Annotated in this window: 4 protein-coding genes; all 4 read right to left on the reverse strand. The window is 43.6% G+C overall.

Translation table 11 applies throughout. The features are described 5' to 3' along the window. The coding region (lpdA, locus tag LD39_RS03830) for a dihydrolipoyl dehydrogenase (protein ID WP_035543051.1) at positions 1-1,159 on the reverse strand (1,159 nt) is incomplete at its 3' end. A gap of 3 nt (positions 1,160-1,162) precedes the next feature. After that, entirely contained in the window at positions 1,163-2,461 is a 1,299-nt protein-coding gene (locus LD39_RS03835; RefSeq protein WP_035543052.1) for a dihydrolipoamide acetyltransferase family protein, read from the reverse strand. A 28-nt stretch (positions 2,462-2,489) separates the two neighbouring features. After that, entirely contained in the window at positions 2,490-3,467 is a 978-nt protein-coding gene (locus LD39_RS03840) for an alpha-ketoacid dehydrogenase subunit beta (RefSeq protein WP_035543053.1), read from the reverse strand. A 3-nt stretch (positions 3,468-3,470) separates the two neighbouring features. Further along, positions 3,471-4,144, reverse strand: a 674-nt coding sequence (locus tag LD39_RS03845; RefSeq protein ID WP_035543054.1) for a thiamine pyrophosphate-dependent enzyme, incomplete at its 5' end; no start/stop codon positions are given.

The following is a 4,144-nucleotide window of genomic DNA, read 5'->3' on the forward strand; positions in this document are numbered from 1 at the left end:
GTCCATTTGCAGCGAATGGGAATTTAGAAGCTTTCACTTCGTAACCCGCATCTTTCGCTTCCTGCTCTGTATAACCAACAGAAGCAAGTTCTGGATCAGAGAAGACGACTGCTGGAATCCCAAGATAGTCGATTTCAGATTTTTCACCAGAGATAGCTTCTGCAGCAATCTTACCTTCGTAAGAAGCTTTGTGAGCTAATGGAGGTCCGTCTACGATATCACCTATGGCATAGATGTTATCAATGCTAGTACGGCATTGCTTATCGATTTCGATGACACCTTTGTCGCTCATTTTCAATCCTAGCTCTTCGAGGCCGATTTCGTCTGTATTCGGACGACGACCGACTGTTACTAATACGTAATCAGCGTCAATGGATTTTTCTTCACCTTTGACTTCATACTTCACAGTAACTCCGTCTTCTCTTTCTTCGACGCCTTGAGCCATAGCGTTCGTTACAACGTCAACGCCTTTCTTCTTAAGACGCTTCTTAACAAGGGAAGACATTTGTTTTTCGAAACCGCCAAGGATATCCTTCGTACCTTCAAGAATGGTTACTTCCGTATCAAAGTTAGCATAGGCAGTACCCAGCTCTGTACCGATGTAACCTCCACCGATGACAACCATCTTCTTAGGTACTTCTGTCAGAGATAGAGCTCCTGTAGAGTCTAATACACGCTCAGAATATTTGAAGTTTGGAATTTCAATCGGACGAGAACCTGTAGCGATGATGCAGTTGTTAAACGTATACGTTTGAGAGTTCTTTTCGTCCATCACACGTACAGTGTTTTTATCTACGAAGTAAACCTCACCTTTTACAATGTCTACTTTATTACCTTTAAGTAGACCTTCAACACCGCCAGTAAGTTTTTGAACGACTCCGCTCTTCCATTCTTGCACTTTAGAAAAGTCAACAGTCGTGTTTTCAGACTTGATGCCCATGTCATCAGAGCCTTTCGCATGCTCATAACGGTGACCTGCTTGAATCAATGCTTTGGAAGGTACACAACCGACGTTCAAACAGACACCGCCTAGGTTGCCTTTATCAACGATTGTAACCTTTTGACCGGATTGTGCAGCGCGGATGGCAGCAACATAGCCGCCAGGACCCGCACCAACAACTAACGTATCTAGTTCAATTGGGAAATCTCCTACTACCATACTTTACGCCTCCATCATAATTAGTTGTGGATCGTTCAGTAAACGCTTGATGTTGTTCATTGCATGCTGAGCTGTAGCACCATCGATGATACGGTGGTCGAAGCTCAAGGAAATAGCAAGAACTGGAGCAACAACTACTTCGCCGTCACGTACGACAGGTTTTTCTGCAATTCGGCCGATTCCTAGAATCGCTACTTCTGGGTGGTTAATTACTGGAGTGAACCATTGACCACCAGCAGAACCGATGTTTGTGATTGTAGTGGAAGCACCTTTCATTTCTTCACCAGAAAGTTTACCATCACGAGCTTTCACAGCAAGTTCATTGATTTCGCTTGAGATAGAGAACACAGCTTTACGATCCGCGTCTTTAACGACTGGAACCATTAGTCCTTTTTCTGTATCCGCAGCGATACCAATATTATAGTAGTGTTTCTGAATAATTTCATCCGTCTCGTCATCAATAGATGTATTCAATACTGGATATTTCTTCAGAGTTGAAACTAGAGCTTTCACGACGTATGGAAGATATGTCAGTTTAATATCTTGTTCAGCTGCCACTGCTTTGAATTTCTTACGGTGAGCAACAAGTTCAGAAACGTCAACTTCATCCATCAATGTAACGTGAGGAGCTGTATGCTTGGAGTTGACCATAGCTTTAGAGATCGCCTTACGGATACCACTCATCTTCTCACGAGTTTCAGGATACGCTTCTCCAGCTGCTGGAGCTGCTTGCTGTTTAGTTTCTGTAGCTGCTTCTTCTTTAGCTTCGTCAGCTTTATCTTGGGCAGCTTCAGCTTGATCACCGTTCACGAAGCTCTCAACGTCTTCTTTAGTGATTCGGCCGTTCTTACCAGAACCTTGAACCTTACGGATATCCACGTCGTTATCACGAGCGAATTTACGTACAGATGGCATAGCAATTACACGTGTGTCGTCATCTACATCTGTATCATCCTGTGCTGCAGGCTCTTCAGATTTAGCTTCTTCTTTGCTATCATCTTTCTTCTCTTCTTTTGGTTCTTCTTTCGGCTCCTCTTTCGCTTCAGATTCGTCAGAGTCTTCCGAACCATCATCTATGGTGATGATAACGGTACCTACCGTTGTTGTCTCGCCTTCATCAACGTGGATCTCTTTAACAGTTCCATCTACTTGGGAAGGGATTTCGACAACTGCTTTGTCATTTTGTACTTCACAAAGTACATCGTCTTCTTTTACTTCATCGCCTGGTTTAACAAACCATTTAGCGATTTCACCTTCGTGGATACCTTCACCGATATCAGGCAATTTAAATTCAAACGCCACGGTTATAACCTCCTATTTTTAGAGATGATTAAAAATTCATTACTTCGTTAACTTTTTCAACAATCGTGTTATGGTTTGGCAGCCATACTTCTTCCGCTTGTGTGAATGCATAAACTGTATCCGGAGCGGTTACGCGAAGAACTGGAGCTTCAAGGTGAAGAATCGCACGTTCTTGAATTTCAGATACTACATTTGCTGCAATTCCTGCTTGTTTTTGTGCTTCCTGAATCATAACTGCACGGTTCGTTTTCTTAACGGACTCGATGATTGTTTCGTAGTCAACTGGGCTGACAGTACGAAGATCGATCACTTCTGCACTGACTCCATTTTCTTCAAGTTCTTCTGCAGCTTTTAGTGCAGAGTGAACCATTGCACCGTAAGCGATAAGAGTAATATCGTTACCTTCTCGCTTAACTGCTGCTTTATCTAATTCAACTGTATATTCTTCTTCAGGCACTTCGTCACGGAACGAACGGTAAAGTTTCATGTGCTCCAAGAAGACTACAGGGTCATTGTTACGAATAGAAGAGATCAATAAACCTTTTGCATCGTAAGGGTTAGATGGAATAACCACACGAAGACCAGGCTGCTGAGCCATTAGACCCTCTAAGCTGTCTGCGTGAAGTTCTGGTGTGTGTACACCACCGCCGAAAGGAGAACGAATCGTAATTGGCATTTGACGCGTTCCACCAGAACGATAGCGATAACGAGCCATTTGTCCACTAATCGCATCCATAGTTTCGTATACGAAACCAAAGAATTGGATTTCTGGGACTGGACGGAAGCCAGTCAAAGCAAGACCAATGGACATACCGCCAATTCCGGATTCAGCAAGAGGTGTATCGAATACACGATCTTCACCGAATTCTTTTTGAAGACCTTCAGTCGCACGGAAAACTCCGCCGTTCTGACCAACGTCTTCACCGAAAACGAGCACGTTTTCATCATTTTTTAGTTCTGTGCGCATCGCATCTGTGATGGCTTGAATCATTGTCATTTGTGCCATGATCTACTTCGACTCCTTTTCCTTATATTCTTCCATTTGCTGTTTCAAGTTAGATGGAAGTTCGTCATGCATAATACCGATTAAGTCAGTAACTGACTGCTTCGGAGTATTGTCTGCTTCTTTAATGGCAGCTTTAATTTCTTCTTTTGTTTTCTCGATCAATTCATTTTCTTCTTCCTCAGACCAAAGACCTTTAGCCTCTAGGAACTTACGGAAGCGAACGATTGGGTCTTTTTTCTCCCACTCGCTGTCTTCTTCGTCAGTACGGTATCGAGTTGGATCGTCACCAGCCATTGTGTGAGGACCATAACGGTAAGTCAGAGTCTCAATCAATGACGGACCTTCACCGTTTACCGCACGCTCACGAGCATCTTTTGTTGCTGCGTAAACAGCTAGTACGTCCATGCCGTCTACTTGAATACCTTCGATTCCAGCAGCAACTGCTTTTTGAGCGATTGTTTGTGCTGCAGATTGCTTCTCAACAGGTACAGAGATAGCAAAGCGGTTATTTTGCACGACAAAAATTGCCTGTGCACCAAACGCACCAGCAAAGTTGATTCCTTCATAGAAGTCACCCTGAGAAGCTCCGCCATCACCAGTATAAGTAATTGCTACTGCGTTTTCCCCGCGTTTCTTATATCCAAGTCCAACGCCAGCGGTTTGAGTAATTTGAGCTC

This window comes from Halobacillus sp. BBL2006 (genome assembly GCF_000786645.1).
In the GTDB taxonomy this organism is placed as follows: Bacteria; Bacillota; Bacilli; order Bacillales; family Halobacillaceae; genus Halobacillus.